Genomic DNA, 22,664 nt, shown 5'->3' with positions numbered 1-22,664 from the left:
TGCTTAAATTACCGGCCCGTTCGGGGCCCGGACCCCCCCGGGGGCGGAATTTTACGGTGATTCCCCCCCTGCGGGGGGCGCGCCGCACACCCGCCCGTCGCGCCACCGGCACATCCGCTTACGTTCTTCCCGCTGCGAGTCGCCGGACCGCGGTGACCACGAGACAAGCGAGATCGGGGGTGTACTCATGCGGATCGGAATGCTCACGGAGGGTGGCTACCCGTACGCCACGGGTGAGTCCAGGCTCTGGTGCGACCGGCTCGTGCGCGGGCTCGCGCCGCACGAGTTCGACGTGTACGCCCTCAGCCGCAGCGCCCGCCAGGAGGAGGCCGGCTGGGTCGACCTGCCCCCGCAGGTCACCTCCGTCCGCACCGCCCCGCTCTGGGCCCCCGAGGACGACGGTCACACCTACGGACGGCGCGAACGGCGGCGGTTCGCCGCGCACTTCGGCGCGCTCGTGACCGGCGTCTGCGCCGAGGACCCCACGACCGGCGCCGCCTCCTTCGCCGACGGGCTCTACGGCCTCGCCGAACTCGCCCGCGAGCACGGCGGCCTCTACGCCGCCCTGCGCTCCGAACTCGCCGTCCGCACCCTGGAGTCCGCCTGCCGCGCGCCCGGCGCACGCCGGGGCGTGGCCGCCGCGACCGTCCCCGACTACCTCGACGTCGTCGACCAGCTGGAGCGCGCCCTGCGCCCGCTGTCGCTCGACTGGTACCGCGAGGACGGACTCGGCGCCGTCGACCTCTGCCACGCGGCCTCCGGCGGATCGGCGGCGCTGCCCGGCCTCCTGGCCAAACGCTTCTTCGGCACGCCCCTGCTGGTCACCGAGTACGGCGTCCACCTGCGCGCGCACTACCTCGCCATCGGCGAGGCGCCCCGGTCGGCCCCCGTGCGCGCGCTGCTCGCCGCCTTCCAGGGGCGGCTCGCGGGCGAGGTCTACCGGCAGGCCGCGCTCCTCACCCCCGGCAACACGCACGCCCGGCGCTGGCAGGAGAAGTGCGGAGCCGACCGGGCCAAGCTGCGCACGGTCTACCCCGGCATGGCGTCCGAGCGCTTCACCGAGGCCGGCGAGGACGAGGAGAGCGGGGATCCGGCGACGCTCGTCTGGGTCGGCCGGGTGGAACCCGCCAAGGACCTCATCGCGCTGCTGCACGCCTTCGCGGAGGTCCGCAAGGCACAGCCCGACGTACGGCTCAGGATCATCTCCGCGCCGGTGCGCGAGCCGGGCGCGGACGCGTACGTCGCGCACTGCCGGGCGCTCGCCGCCCAGCTCTTCCCCGACGAGGCGTCCGGGGCGCACGCCGTCGGCGAGAACCCGGTCTCCTTCGAGGAGATCGGCGGGCCGGAGGCGCCGACGCTCGCCGAGGCGTACGCGGCGGGCGCGGTCGTCGTCCTCTCCAGCGTCGTGGAGGGCTTCCCGATCAGTCTGGTCGAGGCCATGTTCTGCGCGCGGGCGACGGTCTCGACCGACGTCGGAGCGGTCGTCGAGGTCATCGGCGGCACCGGGCTCGTCGTCCCCCCGCGCAACCCCCGGGCGCTCGCCGACGCGTGCCTGGCCCTGCTGCGCGACCCCGAGCGCCGGTACCGCCTCGGGGCGGCGGCCCGGGCGCGGGCGCTCGAACTCTTCACCGTCGAGCAGAACCTGGCGGCCTTCCGCGGGATCTACCTCGAACTCCTCTCCCGCTCCCCGGTGCGCCGCAGCGCCGCGGAGGGCGTGCCCTTCGCCCACCCGGCCGAGGCCCATGTCCCCGGCACCTGGGCGGACCAGCCCGTGAGCGCGGCCGCCGGAACGGGAGACCACGATGCCTGAAGGAGGCACCATGCGCGGCCCCGCCGCCCCGACGAGCCCCGGGCCCTGGGACTCCCACTCGGAGACGCTCCTGGAGACGACGGCCCTGACGGTGGCCGTGACCGTCTCGGTGACGACGGACGGCCAGCCGTCCGCACAGGCGACGCCCGCGCCCGCTCCTGCGTCCGCGCCCGCTCCTGCGCCGGCCTTCGGGCCGGTCGTCCCGGCGTCCGACCTCGACCTGCGGTCGGCGGCCGAGGACGACAGCGCAGACACCCTCGCGCTGCCCACGCTGGAGGCGCCGGACGACGTGCCCTTGCTGTCGCCGACGCCGACCCCGGCATCGATCCCCGCGCCGACCCCGGCGCCGATCCCCGCGCCGACCCCGGCATCGATCCCCGCGCCGACCCCGGCATCGATCCCCGCGCCGACCCCGGCCCCCGCGCCCGCGCCGACGGCCGCCGCGCCCGCGCCGGCCGCCCGGACCGCACCCGCCCCCGCGCGCCCCGCCCCCGCCCCCGGCCGGGACGCCGGCGCGGGTTCCTCCGAGGTGGGGCCCATAGTGGGCGGGGGGCGGCGGGGACCCGCCGACCCCGTCAAGGCGCTCATGCACCGGCACCGTGAGCTGTGCGAGCGGGCCGTCGACCCGTTGGAGATCGCGGCCGGGCTCGAAGCGCACGGAGTCACCGACCGGACCGCCGCGCGGTTCAGGCACCGGGACGTCTTCTCGCTCGCCGAAGAGCTCTACGCGCGCGTGCCGCGCGGGAACAGCGCCACCACCCGCCCCGCGCACGTGCCCGACCCAGGCGCCGGATGGGCAGGCTGGGCGCCGGCCGCCCTGGCGCCCGGCGCCGTCGCCGCCCTCGCCGTCACCGGACTCGCCCTCACCGAAGGGCCCGTGCGCCTCGCCGTCGGCGTGGCCGGGGCCCTCGGCCTGGCCGCCGCACTCGCCGTCGCCGTCCGGCGCGGCCCCCTGCGCGCCGCCGGCCGCACCGTCCCCGCCGCCCGCGTCTGGACCCTCTGGCTCCTCGCGTACGCGCTCGGCGGGGACGGTCTCCTCCAGGCGACGCTCACCGGCGGCCCCGACGGCCCCTGGCCCGTCACCCCCGGCCCCCTCCTCGGCCTCGCGCTCGCCGTCGCCCCCGCCGCCTGGTGCGCCCGGCTCTTCACGCTCCGGGCCCGCCGCAGGCTCACCGCGAGCCGGGGCCTGGAGGACTTCGCGGCGGCCACCCGCCCCGTGCTCCTCGGCGTCGTCGCACTCCATCTCGCCGTGCTCGCGGGCCTGCTGAGCCTGACCGGCTTCGCCGCGGGCGCGCTCGCCCTCGGCGCCCTGCTCCTGCTCGCCCGGCTCCTCGCCGTCCACGGCTTCCCCGAGACCGCCGCCGGCGGCCTCGCGGCGGCCTGCGCCGGCGAGGCCCTCGTCCTCGCGAGCGTCCTCGCGGCCCGGGTCCCCGGCTGCGACGCCCTCGCCGCCCCCGTCCGCGCCCTGGTCGACACCTGGGGCCCCGGAGCCGTACCCACCCTCGTCTGCGGCGTCGCGGCGCTCGGGCTCCTCGCCCACGCCACCGCCACCCTCTCCCGGGCCTCGGCCCACGCCACCCCCTAGAGCCGCCCCCGAGCCCCCGAGACCCCGGCGCACCCGCGGAGCCGACGCCGCGGGCGCCCCCCCCGCAGGACCCCATTTCAAGGAGACGAAAGAGACATGACCTCCCTATCCCCAGCCACGGCCGGTCGGCACGAAGGGGCCGCACGATGAGGGTGCTGCTGCTCGGAGCCAACGGATTCCTCGGACGTTTCGTCGCCGACCGGCTGCTCGCCGACCCGGCCGTGCACCTCACCGCCCTCGGGCGGGGCGACGACGCCGACGTACGGTTCGACCTCGCCGGGGGCAGCCCCGGCGCGCTGACCCGCTTCCTGGACGCCGTCCACCCCGGAGTCGTCGTCAACTGCGCGGGCGCCACCCGCGGCGGCGCCCGCGATCTGACCCGGCACAACACCGTCGCCGTCGCCACCGTCTGCGAGGCCCTCCGGCGCAGCGGCTGCGGCGCCCGGCTCGTGCAGGTCGGCTGCGCCTCCGAGTACGGCCCCTCCCAGCCCGGCTCCTCCACCGCCGAGGACGCCGTGCCCCGACCCGGCGGCCCGTACGGGGTCTCCAAGCTCGCCGCGACCGAACTCGTCCTCGGCTCCGGCCTCGACGCCGTCGTCCTCCGGGTCTTCTCGCCCGTCGGCCCCGGCACCCCGGCGGGCTCCCCGCTCGGCCGGCTCGCCGAGGCCATGCGCCGCGCGATGCAGGCGGGGGACGGCGAGCTCAAGCTCAGCGGGCTCGGCGTGCAGCGCGACTTCGTCGACGTACGGGATGTCGCCCGCGCTGTCCACGCCGCCTCGCTCTCCGCCGCCCAGGGGGTCGTGAACATCGGCACCGGACGCGCCGTCAAGCTCCGGGACGCCGCCGCCGTCCTGGCCAGGGTCGCGGGGTACGCCGGGACCCTGCACGAGCTCGACGGCCCGCACCAGCGGCCGGTCATCGGCGCGCCCCGCACCGAGACCATCGCCGAACAGCTGGCGGCGTCGCCCTACCCGTACCCCGACGGCTGCGGCAGCTGGCAGCAGGCGGACGTGCGCACCGCGCGCGACCGGCTCGGCTGGCGGCCCCGGATCAACCTCGAGGAATCCCTCGCCGACATCTGGATGGAGGCGGCGTGTCGCATCTGACCACGCCCACGACGACGACCGGCGCCGTCCAGGAGCAGGAGACGGGCTTCGGCGTCCCCGGCTACGCCCACCCGCTGCTCGCCCCCGTCGAATGGGCCGAACTGACCCGCCCGGGCACGCCGCTGCACTGGGCCGTGCTCGACGTCGCCGACGGGCCGGGGGACCGGCCCGACCCGCACTGCCTGGAGGCGGCGGGGCGGCTCAAGAACGCGGGGGTGAGGGTGCTCGGCCACCTCGACCTCCGCCACGGTTCGCGCGACTTCGGCGAGATCGTCTCGGACGCCCACCGCTTCCTCGACTGGTACAAGGTCGACGGCTTCTACCTGGACCGCTGTCCCACCGACCGGGTCGACCTGCCCGAGGTGCGGCGCGTGGCGGCCACCCTGGAGGCGGTGCTCGACGGCGAGGCCCACCTCGTCCTCGGCCACGGGACGCATCCGTACCCGGGCTACGCCGAGACGGCGGACCAGCTGGTCACCTTCCGCGGGCCGTGGACCGACTACCGCTGGTCGCAGGTGGCCGAGTGGACCGCCGAGTACCCGCCGGAGAAGTTCGTCCATCTCGTCCACGGAGTGCCGCGCAGCCATCTCGACGAGGCGATGCGGATCGCCCGCTGGCAGGGCGCGGGGACGATCTTCTTCACCGACCGGACCGGCCGACCGGACCACAACGGGAGGATCAACGCATTCCAGACACTGCCCGGCTACTGGGACGAAATCGTCTCGCGCCTTGGACCTGGTGTCTCGGAATGAGAAGGGCCGTGGCAGTGTTACGGGGAGAACAACCGTACTGACATACCGACCAACGGAGCCCCCGTGTCGCTGCCACCCCTGGTCGAGCCGGCTGCCGAGCTCACCGTAGACGAGGTCCGCAGGTACTCCCGCCACCTGATCATCCCGGATGTGGGGATGGACGGGCAGAAGCGGCTGAAGAACGCCAAGGTGCTCTGTGTGGGCGCCGGTGGCCTCGGTTCGCCGGCCCTGATGTACCTGGCCGCGGCCGGTGTGGGCACGCTCGGCATCGTGGAGTTCGACGAGGTCGACGAGTCGAACCTGCAGCGCCAGATCATCCACAGCCAGGCGGACATCGGCCGCTCCAAGGCGGAGTCCGCGAAGGACTCGGTCCTCGGCATCAACCCGTACGTGAACGTGATCCTCCACGAAGAGCGGCTCGAGGCCGAGAACGTGATGGACATCTTCAGCCAGTACGACCTGATCGTCGACGGCACGGACAACTTCGCGACGCGCTACCTCGTCAACGACGCGTGCGTGCTCCTGAACAAGCCGTACGTCTGGGGTTCGATCTACCGCTTCGACGGCCAGGCCTCCGTCTTCTGGTCCGAGTACGGCCCGTGCTACCGCTGCCTCTACCCGGAGCCCCCGCCGCCGGGCATGGTCCCCTCCTGCGCCGAGGGCGGCGTCCTGGGCGTGCTCTGCGCGTCCATCGGCTCCATCCAGGTCACCGAGGCGATCAAGGTCCTCGCCGGTGTCGGCGACCCGCTGGTCGGCCGGCTGATGATCTACGACGCTCTGGAGATGCAGTACCGCCAGGTGAAGGTCCGCAAGGACCCGGACTGCGCGGTCTGCGGCGCGAACCCGACCGTCACGGAGCTCATCGACTACGAGGCCTTCTGCGGCGTCGTGTCCGAGGAGGCCCAGGAGGCGGCGCTCGGCTCGACGATCACTCCCAAGCAGCTCAAGGAGTGGATCGACGAGGGCGAGAACATCGACATCATCGACGTCCGTGAGATCAACGAGTACGAGATCGTCTCGATCCCCGGCGCGCGGCTGATCCCGAAGAACGAGTTCCTGATGGGCACCGCCCTCCAGGACCTGCCCCAGGACAAGCGGATCGTCCTGCACTGCAAGACGGGTGTCCGCAGTGCGGAGGTCCTCGCGGTGCTGAAGTCCGCGGGCTTCGCGGACGCGGTGCACGTCGGCGGCGGCGTCATCGGCTGGGTCAACCAGATCGAGCCCGAGAAGCCGGTCTACTAGACCCGCCTCCACCTTCGCGTAGGCCCACGGAGAGGGCCCGGACCTGACACCTCAGGTCCGGGCCCTTCTCCGTGCGTCAGGAGCAGCGCGTGCCGTACGCCGGGACCTCGCCGTCCAGGAGATAGCGGTCGATCGTCCGCGTGACGCAGGACGACGTGCCGTACGCGCCGTGCCCCTCGCCCTCGTTGCTGAGCAGGACGCCCACGCCCGCGCCCAGCTCCTTCGCCATCCGCTCGGCCCCCTCGTACGGGGTCGCCGGGTCGCCGGTCGTGCCGACGACCAGGATCGGGCCCGCACCGGGCGCGCTCGCCTCCGGGTCGGCGTGCTCGCCCTTCACCGGCCACCGGGCGCACCAGCCGGCCGTGTCCCAGGCCAGGAAGGCGCCGAAGACCGGCGACAGCTTCCGGAACTCCGGCACCAGGGCCTTCGCCTGAGCGGTCGTCGGGCGTTCGCTGGAGTCGGCGCACGAGATCGCCCGCTGGGAGTGGGACTGGGTGCCGTAGTGACCGTTCTCGTCCCGGTCGTTGTAGGCGTCCGCGAGGCGCAGCAGGCCGGAGCCGTCGCCGCGCTCGGCCTTCGCCAGGGCGTCGGTCAGCAGGGGCCAGCTGCTCTCGGCGTACAGGGTGATCGCGATGCCGGTGATCGCCAGGCCGTCGGTCAGCTTCCGGCCCCCGACGGTCAGCGGCTCCCGGTCGAGACGGTCCAGGAGGCGGACGATCCGGTCGTTGCCCCGGGCGGGTTCCTCGCCCCTGCTCTTCAGGTAGTTGTCCAGGGCCCGCTGGAAGCCGACCGCCTGGTTGCGGGCATGGCCCGTGGCGCCGACCGTCGGGTCGACCACGGCGTCGAGGACGGTCCGGCCGACGCGCGACGGGAAGAGGTGGGCGTAGGCGGCGCCGAGCTCGGTCCCGTAGGAGATGCCGAAGTAGTGCAGCTTCTCGTCGCCGAGGACGTGCCGGACCAGGTCCAGGTCGCGGGCGGTGTTGGCGGTGGTGGTGTGCGGGATGAGCGTGCCCGAGCGGCGGGCGCACCCGGCGCCGAAGTCGGCCCCGTCGGCGACGTACGCGGCCTCCTCGGCTGCCGTGTCCGGCGTGACGTCCGTACGGGCCTCGGCGGCGGCCAGCTCCTTGTCGTCGCGGCAGACGACACCGGAGCTGCGGGAGACCCCGCGCGGGTCGAAGGAGACCAGGTCGTAGCGGCGGCCCAGGTCGGCGTAGTCGCGGGCGGCGCGGGGCAGGTAGTCGACGCCCGAGGCGCCCGGGCCGCCGAAGTTGAAGAGCAGGGAGCCGATCCGACGGTCCTTGTCGCGGGCCTCCTTGCGGATCAGCGCGATGGTGAGGGTCTCCCCGTCGGGCTTCGCGTGGTCGAGCGGGACCCGGAGCCCGGCGCACCGCCAGTCGTCGGCGGGGCGCTCGCCGCCCTCGGGGGCGTCGCAGCGCTTCCACTCGGGGCGCTGCCCGGTGAGCGAGGCGGGCAGCGCGGGCGGCTCCGGAGCCTTGGCGTCCGTGGAGCGGGCGCCGCCGGAACGCGGCGGGTCGGTGGGCGTCGCGGGGCTCGCGCAGCCCGCGACCAGCAGCCCGGTGACGGCCAGGGCCGCCATCCGTACCCCCTGGGACACGACACGTATGGACAAGACAACCCCCGCGATCCGGACCGGAACGCCATCCTAGGCGCCGGGTGGGGCGCGGCCGGGCCCGGCAGAGGCGGGCCCGCGAGCCAGGTCGGGGCTCCGGCTGGCGAGCCCGGGCCCGGCCGCGGGCGGTGGTTCCTGCCTGCTCCTGCCTGCTCCTGCGTGCCGGAGAGCCCTACTTGCAGACCTTTCCGGAGGCCGGCACCTTCCCGTCCAGGAAGTAGCCGTTGACCGTGGTCTGCACGCACGCGTTGCCGCCGTTGTACGCGCCGTGGCCCTCGCCCTCGTACGTCAGCTCCACGCCGACGCCCTTGCCGAGCGCCTCCACCATCGCGCGCGTGCCCTCGTACGGCGTCGCCGGGTCGCCCGTCGTGCCGAGCACGAGGATGGGGGCCGAGCCGGGAGCGGAGACGTCGGGGTTCTCCCAGGTGCCGGGGACCGGCCACTGCGAGCAACTCGACAGCGCCCAGCCCATGTAGTTCCCGAAGACCGGCGAGACCTCGACGAACTCCGGGAGCCGCTCCTTGGCCTGGCCGAGGGTGTAACGCTCCTTGAAGTCCACGCAGTTGATGGCCGCGTTCGCCGCCTGGATGTTGCTGTAACTGCCGTTCTGGTAACGGCCGTTCATGGAGTCGGAGAGGGCGAGGAGCAGTCCGCCGTCACCGCCGTCCGCCGCGTCGAGCCCCTGCTCCAGGTACTGCCAGAACTCCTTGGAGTACAGGGCCTGCGCGATGCCGTTGATGGCCTGCGTCTGGGTGAGCTTGCGTTCCCCGATGCCTGCGATCGGCTTCTTGTCGAGCGCGGCGAGCAGGTCGAGGATGAAGGACTCGATCTCGGCTACCGTCGAACCGGGCAGCGTGCACGCGTCGCCGCGCGCCACGCAGTCCTTCGCGAAGTTGTCCAGGGCGAGCTGGAAGCCCTTGGCCTGGCCGAGAGAGCCTTCCTCGGTGCCCGAATTGGGGTCGACGACCGCGTCGAAGAGGGCGCGGCCGACGTTCTTGGGGAACATGTGGGCGTACACGCCGCCGAGTTCCGTGCCGTACGAGATGCCGAAGTAGTGGAGCTTGTCGTCGCCGAGGACCTGGCGCATCAGGTCCAGGTCGCGGGCGGCGTTCTCGGTGCCGACGTGCGGGAGCACCGTGCCGGAGCTCTTCTCGCAGCCGGCGGCGTACTTCTTCTGCGCGTCGGAGAGGGTCCGTTCCTCGGCGGCGTCGTCGGGGGTGAAGTCCAGGGCATAGTAGGCGTCCAGCTCCTTGTCGGACAGACACTGCACGTCCTCGCTGCGGCCGACGCCCCGGGGGTCGAAGGAGACCAGGTCGTAGCGGGCGCGGAGCTTCTCGTAGTCCGGGGCGAAGGACGGCAGGCCGGTGACGCCGGAGCCGCCGGGGCCGCCGAAGTTGTAGATCATGGAGCCGATGCGGTTGGCCTGGTCGCGGGCCCGGGCGCGGATCAGGGCCAGCTCGATGGTCTCGCCGTCGGGCTTGGCGTAGTCGAGCGGCGCGTCCATGAAGGAGCACTCCCAGGGGGCGCCGCCGGGCAGCGGCGAAGGCGCCTGCCCGCCGCCCTCGGCGGCGGACGGCGGCGGGCAGGGCGCCCACTCCAGCTGCTGCGCCGCGAGCCCGGCGAGATCCGTGGGCCGGTCCGACGCCCCGTCGTTGTCACCGCCGTCCGAACATCCGGTGGCGAGCAGCACGGTGGTCGCGGTGAACAGGGCGGCGCGCTGCGCGGCGGAGATCGGCATAGGGCCATGGTCCGCCGGACCCCGGCCCCCCGCGCGGGCGAGTGGGCCAGCCGGGGGAGCGGGTCGGGACGGGCGCCGGGGGGCTGCTCGGCCTGCACCGGCTGGACGGGCGGATCGATACGGGCACTAGCGGCTGCTCGGCCTGGGCCGGCGGGTCGATACGGGCGCGCGCTTCCCCCCCCAGTGCGCCCCTGAGGCGCTCCCCCCCTACAGCGCCCCTGAGGCGCTCCCCCTACAGCGCCCCCCGCTTCGTCAGCCAGTTGAAGCAGAGCCACCCCGGCAGCACCGGCAGCCACAGCGTCAGGAGTCGGTACAGCAGCACCGCCGGCGTCGCGACCTCGATGGGGAGGCCGACCGCGACCAGACCGAGGGTCAGCGCGGTCTCGACCGCGCCCACACCGCCCGGGGTCGGGGCCGCCGATCCGAGGGCGTTGCCCGCGAGGAAGACCACGGCCACGCTGGCGTAGCTCAGCCCCTGGCTCTCGTGCCCGAACGCGCGGATCGAGGCGTCCAGGCAGAGCACGAACAGACCGGTCAGGAGCAGCATGCCGCCGATGCCCGTGACCAGCTTCAACGGCCTCTGGAGGACGTCCAGCATGCGCGGCACGACACCCGCGAAGAGCGACCGCAGCCGCGTCGAGACGAACTTCCGCATGAACGGGATCGCCGTGACGACGAGGACCAGGACCGCGACCGTCAGCAGACCGGCGATGACCGTCCTGGACGGGGTGAACGACTGGGACTTCTCCGTACCCGTCAGATAGCCGAAGGCGAGCAGGAGCAGGATGTGCGCGCCGAGTCCGAAGAGCTGCGACGCGCCGACGCTCGCCACCGCGAGCCCCGGCCGCACCCCCGAGCGCTGGAGGAAGCGGGTGTTCAGGGCGACACCGCCGACCGCCGCCGGGGCGACGATCTTCACGAAGGACCCGGCGACCTGGGCGACCACCGTGCGCCAGAACCCGACGCGCTCCGGTACGAAGCCGAGCAGGCTCATCGCGGCGGCGACGTAGCTCAGCGCGGAGAACAGCACGGCCACCGCCACCCAGCGCCAGTCGGCCGAGCTGATCGTCGACAGCGGTGTCCGGGCGATCTGGGAGAGCAGGAAGTACGCGGCGACGGCGCCGGCGATGAGACTGATGAGGGTGCGCGGCTTGATCCGCTCCAGGCGGACCGGTTCGACCGGCGCCTGCGGCCGGATCAGCAGCACCTGGCCGCGGATCTGCGCCAGCAGATCCTCCTCGCGGGCGTCGTCGAGCGCCTCGTCGATGGCCCGCTTCTCGGCCTGCTTCTCCGCCTTCTCCAGCTTCCGGTCGGACTTGCGTTCGGCCTTCACCTCGGCGGTGGTGGCGGCCGGCGGCTCGGCGGCGGCGGCCGCCACCCGGGCCTGCTTCGCCTCCTCCGAGGCCTGGAGCACGGCCTCGCGCTCCCGCTTCGAGCGCTCCCGGGCCAGCCGTCTGAGCGTCGCGCGCGTGGAGCGGCTCAGCGCGATCGGCTGGAGGAGCGGCAGACAGTCGGCGATGGCGTCCGGGCCGAGCACGTCGACGGCACCGGCCACCGCGCGCTCGGCGCCCACCCGCAGACCGAGCGTGGTGAGCAGCTGGGCGATGTCCATCCGCAGGACCAGGTCGCCCGCGGCGATCTCACCGCCCCGCAGATCGGTGAGGATCACCTTGCCGGAACGATCCACCAGAATCGCGTCGCCGGTGAGCCTGCGGTGCGCGATCCGGCGGGACTGGAGCGCCCGCACCTGGCGCCAGGCGCTGCGCACCAGATCGTCGGTGATGTCCGCGTCGTCGAGCGAGTCGAGGGTGCGGCCGCCCAGGTGCTCGTAGACGAGCATGACGGCGTCCGGGCCGAGCTCCGAGGTGGCGATCAGCTTGGGCGCGTTGGCCCCGGCGGCGATGGCGGCGTACGCGAGCAGCGCCTCCTGCTCCAGAGCTTGGCGCAGCGACACGATCGAGCGGCGGGTGGTGATCGCCCGCAGGGTCAGCCGACGCCACGCGCGGTAGAAGAAGCCGTGGGCCTGCTGCTCGCGGTCCACGACGGTGACGTCGAGCGGCGGCCCCTCCTCCAGCGTGACGATGTACCTGCGGCCCCGGTCCGCGCTGTCGGCGGAGTCCGGCACGCCCGCGCCCTCGGCGCGCAGCGCCGTGACCGGCTTGAATCCGACCCGGCGCAGACCGGCGAGGAGGGTCTGGCCGGTGGGGCGGACGTTGGGGGAGCCGACGGCGTAGAGCGTTCCGTACGCGACGGTCCAGCCGATCAGCACGGTCAGGATGATCGAGAACGCGGTGGTGTACCCGGCGACCAGCATGGTGAACGCGTCGAGCAGCAGCACCGCCCACAGGCTCACCCGCCAGCGGGGTCGGCGAGCCATGCCGACGGCCGTCATGTACGCGATGACCGGCGCGAGGTAGTTGTGCACCGGGTCGGTCAGACCGCCCCCGGTCGCGGGCTGGGTCAGCGCGTCCTGGATGGTGCCGGGCGCCGCTTTGGCGACCCAGAGGTCGGTGGCGAGGGTGATGCCGTGGGCGAGCACGGCGGCGAGGACGCCGTCGGCGATCCGGAGACCGTCGCGCTTGATCAGCCGTTCGATGGCGAAGGCGACGGGCACGAGGAGGACGGCGATGCTGGAGACGAGCCCGGCGATCTTGACGAAGACGTCCGGGGCGCCACCGGCCCCCTTGTTGATGTCCTCCTCCAGGCCGGAGGTGGTGCCGTGGGCGAACGCGGCGATGGCGATGACCAGGGCGATGACGAGGACGCCGATGAGCAGCCGCATCAGGTCGGAGGGCCGGTGCACCCGGGCGGCGAGCAGCGGCTCGTCCTGCGAGACGCGCTCGCTCGGCTCGCCCTCGGGGACGGAGTCGGGGACGAGCTCGGGGGAGGGCCCGTGGGCGTGACCGCGACCCCGCGCGCCGGGGGCGGGCGTGCCGGTGGCCGGCGTGCCGGGGTCAGGGGCGCCGGGGGCGGGCGTGCCGGGGTCAGGGGCGCCGGGGGCGGGCGTGCCGGGTGAGGGCGTGCCGGGGCGCGCCTCCTCCTCAGGAGGCTGAGCGTCGTGCCCCATCACCATGTCCGTCTCTGCCTGTGTCGTACGTACCGCGCGTGAAGAGTGTGTGTCGTCCTGTCCGAATTCTTGTTCTTCTTGTTCGTCTTGTCGCTCTTGATCTCGTATCACCAGTCACCGCCCGGACGATGGTGGCATGAAGCGGGGCCCGACGGAGGCAACAGGGCGTTGTCGGTGGGGTGAGGCAGGATGGGGCGGATGAGCGTGGAGGAGCTTCCGGAGTACGCGGAACGGGTCCTGGAGGTCGCGGAGCTGATCCCACCGGGCCGTGTGATGACGTACGGAGACGTGGCCGAATGGCTCGGTGAGGGCGGCCCGCGTCAGGTCGGCCGGGTGATGGCCCTGTACGGCGGGGCGGTGCCGTGGTGGCGTGTGGTGCGCGCGGACGGCGCGTTCCTGCCGGGCCACGAGTTGCGCGCGCTCGGCCACTACCGGGACGAGGGCACCCCGCTGCGGGAGACGGGGCGCGCGGCCTCGACCGAGGGGCACCTGCCGAAGCTCGACATGCGACGGGCGCGGTGGGACGGCGGGGAGGGCGGGACCGGACCGGACGACGTGCACGCGGACGCGGACGCGGACGAGCGGCCGGGGGGCGCGGGCGGGCGCGGGCGTGCGGGGCGTGCGGGAACTCACACGTGACAGCTTTGCCCATGGCCGTACGGGCCGGACCCCTCGATGACGGGAGGGAAGCCCGTACGGAGTACGGCACGGGTGCCCTCCGCATCCCGTAACGTCGTCGTTCGCCCCGTACACCTCTCCACCTCTCCACCACTTCGCTCAGGACCGGTCGATCCACGTGAGTTCCTCCTCCACCACCCGGCGTACGCCGTACCAGGGGCGGACCACGGGCGCGTACCGACTGGTGCGTACCGCCCCGGAGCGGGTGGATCCCCCTGTCCTTGACGCAACGCAGCGGGAAGTGGTTGACCACGCGGGCGGACCGCTGCTCGTCCTCGCCGGACCGGGCACCGGAAAGACGACGACGCTGGTGGAGGCGGTCGCCGCCCGGATCGAGAAGGGCACGGACCCCGAGCGGATCCTCGTCCTCACCTTCAGCCGCAAGGCGGCGGTGGAGCTGCGCGACCGGATGGCGGCGCGTCTGGGCGGCGGCGAGCGGGCAGCGCTCGCCGGTGACGGCCGTGGGCGACGGGTGGGCGGGTCACGCCCGCCGCAGGCGACGACCTTCCACTCGTACTGCTACGCCCTGATCCGCGCCCACCAGGACGCGGAACTGTTCGCGGAGCCGCTGCGGCTGCTGTCGGGACCGGAGCAGGACCTCGCCGTACGGGAGCTGCTGGCCGGCCAGATCGACCTGGCGAAGTCGGGGCTCGCGCGGGTGCGGTGGCCCGACGACCTGCGGGCCTGCCTGACGACGCGGGGCTTCGCCAACGAGGTACGGGCGGTCCTGGCGCGCTCGCGGGAGCTGGGGCTGGGGCCGCGGGCGCTCGCGGAGTTCGCGCAGCGGGTGGGGAGGCCGGACTGGAAGGCGGCGGCCGGCTTCCTCGCGGAGTACCTGGACGTCCTGGACCTCCAGGGGGTCCTCGACTACACGGAGCTGGTGCACCGGGCGGTGCTGCTGGCGGAGCGGGTGACGCTGCCGGACTACGACGCGGTCTTCGTGGACGAGTACCAGGACACCGACCCGGCACAGGTGCGGCTGCTGCGGGCGCTGGCGGGCGGCGGGCGCACGGTGGTCGCCTTCGGCGACCCGGACCAGTCGATCTACGCCTTCCGGGGCGCGGACGTCAACGGCATCCTCGACTTCCCGGACACCTTCGCGGGCCCCGACGGGCGTCCGGCGGAGGTCCGGGTCCTGACGCGGTCGCGCCGCTCGGGGGCGGAGCTGCTCGCGGCGACCCGGGAGCTGACCCGCCGCATGCCGCTGCCGCGCCTGCCCGCCGACAAGGCCCGGGCGCACCGGGATCTGGCGGCGGTGCGGGGTGGCGGCCGGGTGGACGTCTTCACGTACCCGACGGCGTCCACGGAGTCCGACAACATCGCCGACCTTCTGCGCCGCGCGCACCTGGAGGACGGCGTCCCCTGGCGCGACATGGCGGTCCTGGTCCGCGCGACCTCCACGGTCCCGGCCCTCCGCCGCGCCCTCACGTCGGCAGGCGTCCCCCTGGAGACCGACACCGCCGACACCCCCCTCCGCCACGAACCCGCGGTGGCCCCGCTCCTCCTGGCCCTGCGAGCGGCAGCGGGGCGGCTGGCAGGGGGCCAGCCGGCAGGGGGCCAGACGGTGCCGGGCCAGCCGGCAGCGGGCCAGACGGTGCCGGGCCCCACGGATGAGCCTGGGGGCGGGGTGCCGGGGGGCGGGGTACCTGAGGGCGGGGTGCCTGGCGGCGTCATGGCCTCCGCTGACGCGCCCGTCCCCGACGTGACCGCCGCCGGCGCGCCGGTCCCCGACGCGGCTCCCGCCGACGCGCTCGCCCCCGACGCGGCTCCCGCCGACGCGCCCGTCCCCGACGTGACCCCCGCCGACGCGCCCGTCCCCGACGTGACCCCCGCCGGCGCGCCGGTCCCCGACGCGGCTCCCGCCGCCGACGCTCCCGCCGCCGACGCTCCCGCCGCCGACGCTCCCGCCGCCGACGCTCCCGCCGCCGACGCTCCCGCCGCCGGCGCGCCGGTCCCCGACGCGGCTCCCGCCCACGCGCCCGATCCCGACGAGACCCTTTCCGGCCAGCCCGTTCCCGACGCGCCCCGCGCCGACGACACCCGCGGGGAGGCGGCCGGGTGGCTCGATACCGAGACCGCGCTCTCGCTGCTCGCCTCGCCGCTCGGCGGCATGGATCCGGCCGATCTGCGGCGGCTCGGGCGGGCGTTGCGGGACGAGGAGCGGGCCGGCGGGAACAAGGTGCCGGCGCCCTCCGACGTCCTGCTCGCCCGCGCGCTGGCCGAGCCCGAGCGGCTCGTCGCGCACGACCAGTCGTACGCCCGGGGAGCCAGGCGGCTCGGGGAGCTGCTCCGGCAGGCGCGTCACCGGCTCGCCGCCGGTGGCACCGCCGAAGAGGCGCTCTGGCTGCTCTGGAACGGCACCCCCTGGCCCGGACGCCTGGAGCGCGCCGCGCTCCGGGGCGGTCCCGCCGGGCGCAACGCCGACCGCGACCTCGACGCCGTGTGCGCGCTCTTCGAGACCGCCGCCCGCGCCGAGGACCGCGTCGGCGGCCGCGGCGCCCTGAACTTCCTGGAGGAGCTCGACGCCCAGGACATCGCCGCCGACACCCTCTCCAAGCGCCAGACCCGCCCCGACGCCGTCCGCCTCATGACCGCCCACCGCGCCAAGGGCCTCGAATGGAGCCTCGTCGTCGTGGCCGGCGTCCAGGAGGGCCTCTGGCCCGACCTGCGCCGTCGCGGCTCCCTCCTCGAAGCCGACCGCATCGGCCGCGACGGCCTCGCCGAACCCCTCAGCCCCGGCGCCCTCCTCGCCGAGGAGCGCCGCCTCTTCTACGTCGCCGCCACCCGCGCCCGCGACCGGCTCGTCGTCACCGCGGTCAAGACCCCCGCCGACGACGGCGACCAGCCCTCCCGCTTCCTCACCGAACTCGGCCCCGAACCCAAGGACGTCACCGGCCGCCCCCGCCGCCCCCTCGCCGTCGCCGCGCTCGTCGCCGAACTGCGCGCGACGACCGTCGACCCGGCCGCCTCCGACGCCCTGCGCGACGCGGCCGCCCAGCGCCTCGCCCACCTCGCGGCGCTCACCGACGACGAGGGCCAGCCCCTCGTCCCGGCCGCCCATCCGGACCGCTGGTGGGGCCTGTTCGAGCCCACCCGCAGCCAGGTGCCGCTTCGCGACCGCGACCACCCCGTCGCCCTCTCCGGCTCGGCCCTCGACCAGCTCGCCAACACCTGCGCCCTCCAGTGGTTCCTGGGCCGCGAGGTCAAGGCCGCCGCCCCCGCCACCGCCGCCCAGGGCTTCGGCAACGTCGTCCACGTCCTCGCCGACGAGGTCGCCTCCGGCCGTACCCCGGCCGACCTCGACGTCCTCATGGCCCGCCTCGACTCGGTCTGGGACGCGCTCGCCTTCGACGCACCCTGGAAGTCCGCCCAGGAGAAGGAGCACGCGCGCGTGGCGCTCGAACGCTTCCTGAGCTGGCACGTCATGGACCGGGGCGGCCGCACCGCCGCCGCCACGGAGCACGGTTTCGACGTGACCCTCGAAGCGGGCGCGTACGAGGTCCGGATCAGGGGCTCCATGGACCGCGTCGAGACCGACGAGCACGGCCGCGCGTACGTCGTCGACTTCAAGACCGGCAAGTCCGCGCCCACCAAGGACGAGGTCGCCCACCACCCCCAGCTCGCCGTCTACCAGCTCGCGGTACGCGAAGGAGCCCTGGACGACGTCTTCGACGGCCGCCGCCCCGACCCCGGCGGCGCCGAGCTCGTCCAGCTGCGCCAGCCGGCCCCCAAGAAGGAGGGCGGGGACGCGCTCCCGAAGGTGCAGGCACAGGAACCCCTCGCCGGGGAGTGGGTCGGCGACCTGCTCGCCACCGCCGCCGGCCGGGTCCTCGACGAGCGCTTCACGCCCAGCACCGGCCAGCACTGCACCCACTGCACCTTCCGGTCCGCGTGCAGCGCACAGCCCGAGGGCCGCCACATCGTGGAGTGACGCTCCCTGCTCCCGCCCCCGGCCCGTCCCCGTACGCGCCCCCCGGCCCGTCCCCGTGCGCGCTCCCGGCCCGTCTCCGTACGCGCTCCCGGCCCGTCTCCGTGCGCGCCCCCGGCCCGCCCCGTGCGCGCCCCCCGACCCGCCCCGTACGCGCCCCCGGCCCGTCCCCGTGCGCGCTCCCGGCCCGTACGCGCTCCCGGCCCGTCTCCGTACGCGCCCCGGCCCCGCCCCCCCCGCGCTCCGGGCCCCCGCGCTGAGTCGCGGGCACCCGCCCCCAGGTTCACCCTGGTGGGTGAACGGGGAATCCGCGAGGAGGCTCGCCATGGCGCCGTCTTCCACCCACCGCAAGCCCCGAGCAACGGCGACGGCCCTCTGCGCGGCGGCGACGATCGCGACCGTCGGTCTCGCCGCCCCGGCCGCCTGGGCGCAGGCCGCCACCCCAGGCACCCCGGCCATTCCGGCAGCGGTAGCCGCCGCCGCCCCCACCCCCGACCCCTTCCGGAACCTCACCCCCGCCGCGATCGCCGACCGGGCCGTCGACGCCACCCAGGCCGCGACCTCCCTGCGCATGACCGGCCGGGTCATGTCCGAGGGGCAGGCACTCGACCTCGACCTCGCACTCGACGACCGGGACAACTGCACCGGGCTCATGAAGGTCGACGGTGGCACCGGCGAGCTGCGCCAGGCCGACCGGATCACGTACCTGAAGGGTGACGCGGAGTTCTGGCGCGCTTCCATGACCTCCCAGGGCGTGCCTCCGTCCCAGATCGACGCCACGATCGAACTCGTCGAGGGGCGCTGGCTGAAGATCACGCCCGGCCAGGCGGGCAGCAGCGATCCGAGCGGCGTCTGCGACCTCGACGCGCTCCTCGCGGACCTGGGCGACGACGAGGTCGACCGCCAGGGGCTGACCCGGGGGCCGGACGCCGAGGTCGACGGGACGCCCGTCGCGACCCTCGTGAAGCAGAGGCCCGGTGGTGAGACGACCACCGTCTCCGTCGCGCGGGAGGGCCCGCCCCACATCCTCCGGATGGTCAGGGCGGGCGGTGAGGAACCGGGCACCGTCGAGCTCTCCGACTTCGACAAGCCGGTCAGGGTCGTCGTTCCGCCCGCGGACGAGACGGTCGACCTGACCAAGCTGGACCCCGGCACCCAGGCCTGAGGGCAAGCTGCCCCGGCACCCAGGCCTGAGGGCAAGCCCCAGAGCCGGGCACCCAGGCCTGAGGGCGAGCTGGGCGGCCCCCGGCACCCAGGCCTGACGGCAAGCCGGGCCCGGAAACCCAGGCCTGAGGGCGTCGCGCGCGTTCGGTGCTGTCAGTGGTCGCGGTTAGCCTCTCTGAGGTGACCGCACGCATCACCGACCCCGAGCAGCTCAAGGAGCTCCTCGGCATCCCGTTCACCCCGGAGCAGACGGCCTGCATCATCGCGCCGCCCGCCCCGCAGGTCATCGTGGCCGGAGCCGGTTCCGGCAAGACGACGGTGATGGCCGCCCGGGTGGTGTGGCTGGTCGGCACGGGCCAGGTCGCGCCCGAGCAGGTCCTCGGCCTGACCTTCACCAACAAGGCCGCCGGCGAGCTCGCCGAACGCGTCCGCACCGCCCTCGTCCGGGCCGGGGTGACCGACCCGGACCCCATCGAGCCGTACCACCCGTCGCCCGCCCACCGCCCCTCGGCGACGGCGGTGCCCGCCGACCCGTACTACGCGCCGGCGACGGCGGTGCCCGCCGACCCGTACTACGCGCCGGGCGAGCCCCGCATCTCCACGTACCACGCCTTCGCCGGCCAGCTCCTGACCGACCACGGCCTGCGCATCGGCCTGGAGCCCACCTCCCGCCTCCTCGCCGACGCCACCCGCTACCAGCTCGCCGCGCGCGTGCTGCGCGAGGCGCCCGGACCGTACCCCGCGCTCACCAAGTCCTTCCCGACCCTCGTCAGCGATCTGCTCGCCCTCGACGCCGAGCTCGCCGAACACCTCGTACGCCCCGAGGAGCTGCGGGCGTACGACTCCGAGCTCCTCGACACGCTCTCCCGCGCCAAGCTCACCAACGCCGACCTCCGCAAGGTCCCCGAGGCGGCCGGCGCCCGCCGCGAACTGCTCGACCTCGTCGTCCGCTACCGCGCCGCCAAACGCTCCCGCGACCTGCTCGACTTCGGCGACCAGATCGCCCTCTCCGCCGAGCTCGCCACCACGCGCGCGGAGGTCGGGGCGATCCTGCGCGACGAGTTCCGGGTGGTGCTCCTGGACGAGTACCAGGACACGTCCGTCGCCCAACGGCTGCTGCTCTCCGGCCTCTTCGGCGGGGGCACGGGCCATGCCGTGACCGCCGTCGGCGACCCCTGCCAGGCGATCTACGGCTGGCGCGGTGCCTCAGTCGCCAACCTGGACGACTTCCCCGCCCACTTCCCGTACGAGGACGGCACCCCCGCCACCCGCCACGCGCTCTCCGAGAACCGGCGCAGCGGCGGCCGGCTCCTCGACCTCGCCAACGGGCTCGCCACGCCGCTGCGCGCCATGCACGCGGGCGTGGAGGCGCTGCGCCCGGCGCCCGGCGCGGAGCGCGACGGCTCGGTACGGATCGCCCTGCTGCCCACCCACGCCGAGGAGATCGACTGGCTCGCCGACTCCCTCGCCCACCTCGTGCGCACGGGCAGGGAGCCCGGTGAGATCGCGGTCCTGTGCCGGACGGCCACCGACTTCCCCGCCATCCAGGCCGCGCTCGTCGCCCGGGACGTGCCGGTCGAGGTCGTCGGCCTCTCCGGACTGCTCCACCTCCCCGAGATCGCCGACCTGGTCGCCGTCTGCGAGGTCCTCCAGGACCCGGGCGCCAACGCCTCCCTGGTCCGCCTCCTGACCGGGCCCCGCTGGCGCATCGGCCCCCGCGACCTCGCGCTCCTGGGCCGCCGCGCCCGGCTGCTCGTCCACCGCGAGCGCGCCGGGGACGACGGCGCCGACGCCGACGAGCGGCTCGCGGCGGCGGTCGAGGGAGTCGACCCGGCCGAGGTCGTCTCGCTCGCCGACGCGCTCGACACCTTCCTGGACTCCGGTGGCGAGGACGACGGGCTGCCGTTCTCGGCGGAGGCCCGCGTCCGCTTCGCGCGCCTCGCCGTCGAGCTGCGCGCGCTGCGCTCCTCGCTCGCCGACCCCCTCATGGACGTCCTCCACCGGGTGCTCGCCACCACGGGCCTGGAGGTCGAACTCTCCGCCTCCCCGCACGCGCTCGCCGCCCGCCGCCGCGAGACCCTGTCGAACTTCCTCGACATAGCGGCCGGGTTCGCCTCCCTCGACGGAGAGGCGACCCTCCTCGCCTTCCTCGGATTCCTGCGCACCGCCGCGCAGTACGAGAAGGGCCTCGACAACGCCCTCCCGGGCGGCGAGAACACGGTCAAGGTCCTCACCGCGCACAAGTCCAAGGGCCTGGAGTGGGACGTCGTGGCGGTGCCCGGCCTGGTGACCTCCCAGTTCCCGAGCGCCAGGTCCCGCGAGTCGTGGATCTCCCAGCCGCAGGTCCTGCCGCACGCCCTGCGCGGCGACGCGGCGACGCTGCCGGCCATCGACAGCTGGGACGCGGCCTCCCTGAAGGGCTTCAAGGAGGCGATGCGCGAGCACCAGAACACCGAGGAGCTCCGCCTCGGCTACGTGACCTTCACCCGCCCCCGCTCCCTCCTCCTGGCCTCCGCCCACTGGTGGGGCCCGTCCCAGAAGAAGCCGCGCGGCCCCTCGGCCTTCCTCCACGCCCTGTACGACCACTGCGCGGCGGGTTTCGGCGAGATCGAGGTCTGGGCGGACGCACCGGAAGCCCACACGGAGAATCCGACCCTCGACGAGAACCGCCCGCACACGTCATGGCCGCTGCCCCTCGACCCCGAGTCGTTCGTACGGCGCCGCAGGGCGGCGGCGGCCGTCGAAGCAGCCCTGCGGTCCCTCGGTCCGCAGGGCGGAACGCGCGGGCACCACGCCACGGACGTGCTGCCCGCGCACGAGCCCGCACCCCAGGCCCCCGACGACCTCTGGCCCGACGAGGACCCCCTCTGGGACGAAGAGCCCCCGTGGGACGACGAACCTCCGTCGGACGACGAACTCCCGGCGGGCGCTCAACCCCCGCCGGGCGCTCACCCTCGGGCGGACGACGTGCACCCGGCGGGCCACCAAGCCCCGGCGGAGGGCCGGCACACCGCGAGCGCCGCGCCCCGCCTCGGCAACGCGCACCTCTCGGACCACGCGCACCCCGTCGGCGACGAGCACCCCTCGGACCACGCGCACCCCGTCGGCGACGAGCACCCCTCGGACCACGCGCACCCCGTCGGCGACGAGCACCCCTCGGACCACGCGCACCCCGCCGACCACGCGCACCCCGCCGGCGAGCGTCCGTCCGAAGGGATTCCCGCGCCCCGGACACCGGAAGCGACGCTCACCCCCGAGGACCGGAAGACCCTCGCCTCCTGGGACCGCGACCTCACCTCCCTCACCACCGAACTCCGCCGCGCCCGCGCCACCACCCGAGACGTCCTCCTGCCCGCCTACCTCTCCGCCTCCCAGGTCCTCCGTCTCGCCGCCGATCCCGAGGGCTTCGCCCAGGACCTCGCCCGGCCCATGCCCCGGCCCCCGCAGCCCGCGGCCCGGCGCGGGACGCGGTTCCACGCGTGGGTGGAGTCGCAGTTCGAGGAGCTGCCGCTCCCCATGCTCGGCCCGGACGAACTCCCCGGCGGCGAGGAGTTCGCCGGCGAACCGGAGATCGCGGACGAGCGGGACCTCGACGCCCTCAAGGACGCCTTCGCCCTCACCCCGTACGCCCACCGCTCCCCGTACCGCGTCGAGGCCCCCGTCCATCTCTCCCTCGCGGGCCGGGTGATCCGGGGCAGGATCGACGCCGTCTATCGCGACCCGGGCACCGGCGCGTACGAGATCGTCGACTGGAAGACCAGCCACCTCCGCACCGCGGACCCCCTCCAGCTGGCGATCTACCGCCTGGCCTGGGCCGAGCAGCACGGCCTCGACCCCGACGACGTGGCCGCCGCCTTCGTCTACGTCCGTACGGGTGAGGTCGTACGGCCCAGGTCGCTCCCGGGCCGCACGGAGCTGGAGGGGATCCTGCTGGGCGGGGGCACTCCGGGCGCCGGATAGGCTC

Annotated in this window: 12 protein-coding genes; 9 read left to right on the top strand and 3 right to left on the bottom strand. The window is 74.7% G+C overall.

Going from position 1 to position 22,664, the window contains the following annotated elements; genetic code table 11:
- The first annotated feature begins 187 nt into the window (after window positions 1-187).
- The 5 genes from ACIPPS_RS02750 (at window position 188) to moeZ (ending at window position 6,495) form a co-directional block, all read left to right on the top strand.
- Window positions 188-1,810 (top strand): DUF3492 domain-containing protein, encoded by a 1,623-nt coding sequence (locus tag ACIPPS_RS02750; RefSeq protein WP_401425990.1) that lies wholly within the window; start codon window positions 188-190, stop codon window positions 1,808-1,810.
- Between the two features lie 10 nt (window positions 1,811-1,820).
- The gene (locus ACIPPS_RS02745) at window positions 1,821-3,395 is read left to right on the top strand and encodes a hypothetical protein (RefSeq protein WP_401425987.1); all 1,575 of its coding nucleotides are present in this window, start codon (window positions 1,821-1,823) and stop codon (window positions 3,393-3,395) included.
- A gap of 146 nt (window positions 3,396-3,541) precedes the next feature.
- The gene (locus tag ACIPPS_RS02740; protein ID WP_401425984.1) at window positions 3,542-4,501 is read left to right on the top strand and encodes an NAD-dependent epimerase/dehydratase family protein; all 960 of its coding nucleotides are present in this window, start codon (window positions 3,542-3,544) and stop codon (window positions 4,499-4,501) included.
- Window positions 4,489-5,253 carry a spherulation-specific family 4 protein gene (locus ACIPPS_RS02735; RefSeq protein ID WP_401425981.1) on the top strand — a complete coding sequence of 255 codons (765 nt, stop codon included), beginning with the start codon at window positions 4,489-4,491 and terminating at the stop codon, window positions 5,251-5,253. Before ACIPPS_RS02740 ends, ACIPPS_RS02735 begins: the two co-directional genes overlap by 13 nt.
- A gap of 63 nt (window positions 5,254-5,316) precedes the next feature.
- Window positions 5,317-6,495, top strand: a complete 1,179-nt coding sequence (moeZ, locus tag ACIPPS_RS02730; protein WP_401425979.1) for an adenylyltransferase/sulfurtransferase MoeZ — start codon at window positions 5,317-5,319, stop codon at window positions 6,493-6,495.
- Window positions 6,496-6,571: 76 nt separating this feature from the next.
- On the opposite strand, the gene ACIPPS_RS02725 is transcribed toward moeZ, so the two are convergent.
- From ACIPPS_RS02725 to ACIPPS_RS02715, 3 genes are all read right to left on the bottom strand, one after another.
- On the bottom strand, window positions 6,572-8,092 hold the full coding sequence (locus ACIPPS_RS02725) for an alpha/beta hydrolase (protein WP_401427175.1): 1,521 nt from the start codon (window positions 8,090-8,092) through the stop codon (window positions 6,572-6,574).
- Between the two features lie 205 nt (window positions 8,093-8,297).
- Complete coding sequence (locus tag ACIPPS_RS02720; RefSeq protein WP_401425977.1) at window positions 8,298-9,863, bottom strand: alpha/beta hydrolase; 1,566 nt, start codon at window positions 9,861-9,863, stop codon at window positions 8,298-8,300.
- A 232-nt stretch (window positions 9,864-10,095) separates the two neighbouring features.
- Window positions 10,096-12,936 carry a lysylphosphatidylglycerol synthase domain-containing protein gene (locus ACIPPS_RS02715; protein ID WP_401425975.1) on the bottom strand — a complete coding sequence of 947 codons (2,841 nt, stop codon included), beginning with the start codon at window positions 12,934-12,936 and terminating at the stop codon, window positions 10,096-10,098.
- A 183-nt stretch (window positions 12,937-13,119) separates the two neighbouring features.
- On the opposite strand from ACIPPS_RS02715, the gene ACIPPS_RS02710 reads away from it, so the two are divergent.
- From ACIPPS_RS02710 to ACIPPS_RS02695, 4 genes are all read left to right on the top strand, one after another.
- A complete protein-coding gene (locus ACIPPS_RS02710; RefSeq protein WP_401425973.1) occupies window positions 13,120-13,569 on the top strand; it encodes an MGMT family protein in 450 nt (149 codons plus the stop codon).
- Between the two features lie 157 nt (window positions 13,570-13,726).
- Window positions 13,727-17,539, top strand: coding sequence for a UvrD-helicase domain-containing protein (locus tag ACIPPS_RS02705; RefSeq protein ID WP_401425971.1), 3,813 nt, complete (start codon window positions 13,727-13,729; stop codon window positions 17,537-17,539).
- Between the two features lie 322 nt (window positions 17,540-17,861).
- The gene (locus ACIPPS_RS02700; RefSeq protein ID WP_401425969.1) at window positions 17,862-18,701 is read left to right on the top strand and encodes a hypothetical protein; all 840 of its coding nucleotides are present in this window, start codon (window positions 17,862-17,864) and stop codon (window positions 18,699-18,701) included.
- A 179-nt stretch (window positions 18,702-18,880) separates the two neighbouring features.
- Window positions 18,881-22,660: a UvrD-helicase domain-containing protein gene (locus ACIPPS_RS02695; RefSeq protein WP_401425966.1), complete on the top strand. Its 3,780-nt coding sequence runs from the start codon at window positions 18,881-18,883 to the stop codon at window positions 22,658-22,660.
- Window positions 22,661-22,664: the final 4 nt, after the last annotated feature.

This window comes from Streptomyces sp. NPDC090127 (assembly GCF_044746945.1).
In the GTDB taxonomy this organism is placed as follows: Bacteria; Actinomycetota; Actinomycetes; order Streptomycetales; family Streptomycetaceae; genus Streptomyces.
The sequence above is the reverse complement of the archived record's forward strand: the minus strand, read 5'-3'. Positions and strand labels throughout refer to the sequence as shown.